We start from the raw sequence: 1,361 nt of genomic DNA on the forward strand, positions 1-1,361 counted from the left end.
GAGGCCGTGACCGGCGGGCAGGCCGCGCACCTTCTCCGCGACAACGCCACCCTCGAGGCCGGCGTTGATGGCGATCTGCTTGAGCGGAGCCTCGAGCGCCACCTTGACGATGTTGGCGCCAGTGGCCTCGTCACCGTCGAGACCGAGACCCTCGAACAGGCCAGCACCGGCCTGGATGAGAGCCACGCCGCCACCGGCGACGATGCCCTCTTCGACGGCGGCCTTCGCGTTGCGAACGGCGTCCTCGATGCGGTGCTTGCGCTCCTTGAGCTCCACCTCGGTGGCCGCTCCGGCCTTGATGACCGCAACACCGCCGGCCAGCTTGGCCAGGCGCTCCTGCAGCTTCTCGCGGTCGTAGTCGGAGTCGGTGCGGTCGATCTCGGAACGGATCTGGTTGACCCGGCCGCCGATCGCGTCGGCGTCGCCGCCGCCGTCGACGATGGTGGTCTCGTCCTTGGAGACGACGACCTTGCGCGCGGTGCCCAGCAGCGACAGGTCGGCGTTCTCGAGCTTGAGGCCGACCTTCTCCGAGATGACCTCGCCACCGGTGAGGATGGCCATGTCGGTCAGCATCGCCTCGCGACGGTCACCGAAGCCCGGCGCCTTGACGGCGACGGACTTGAAGGTGCCGCGGATCTTGTTGACGACGAGCGTGGCAAGAGCCTCGCCCTCGACGTCCTCAGCGATGATCGCCAGCGGCTTGCCGCCCTGCATGACCTTCTCCAGCAGCGGGAGCAGGTCCTTGACCGTGGCGATCTTGGAGCTGACCAGGAGGATGTAGGGGTCCTCCAGCTCGGCTTCCATGCGCTCGGCGTCGGTGACGAAGTAGGGCGAGATGTAGCCCTTGTCGAAGCGCATGCCCTCGGTCAGCTCGAGCTCCAGACCGAAGGTCTGGCTCTCCTCGACCGTGATGACGCCTTCCTTGCCGACCTTGTCCATCGCCTCGGCGATGAGCTCGCCGATCGTGGAGTCAGCAGCCGAGATCGAGGCGGTAGCAGCGATCTGCTCCTTGGTCTCGACCTCCTTCGCCGACTTCAGCAGCGCCTCGGAGACAGCCTCGACGGCCTTCTCGATGCCCCGCTTGAGCGCCATCGGGTTCGCACCCGCGGCCACGTTGCGCAGACCCTCGCGCACCAGTGCCTGCGCCAGCACCGTGGCGGTGGTGGTGCCGTCACCGGCGATGTCGTCGGTCTTCTTCGCAACTTCCTTGACGAGCTCGGCCCCGATCTTCTCCCAGGGGTCCTCGAGCTCGATCTCCTTGGCGATCGACACACCATCGTTGGTGATGGTGGGCGCGCCCCACTTCTTCTCCAGGACAACGTTGCGGCCACGCGGGCCGAGCGTCACCTTGACAGCGTCGG

At 67.2% G+C, this 1,361-nt stretch carries 1 protein-coding gene; it reads right to left on the reverse strand.

Annotated features, from left to right (window positions below):
- On the reverse strand, nt 1-1,361 hold a 1,361-nt coding region (groL, locus tag ACFPFQ_RS48240; RefSeq protein ID WP_379630059.1), incomplete at both ends, for a chaperonin GroEL.

This window comes from Pseudonocardia sp. GCM10023141 (assembly GCF_042653605.1).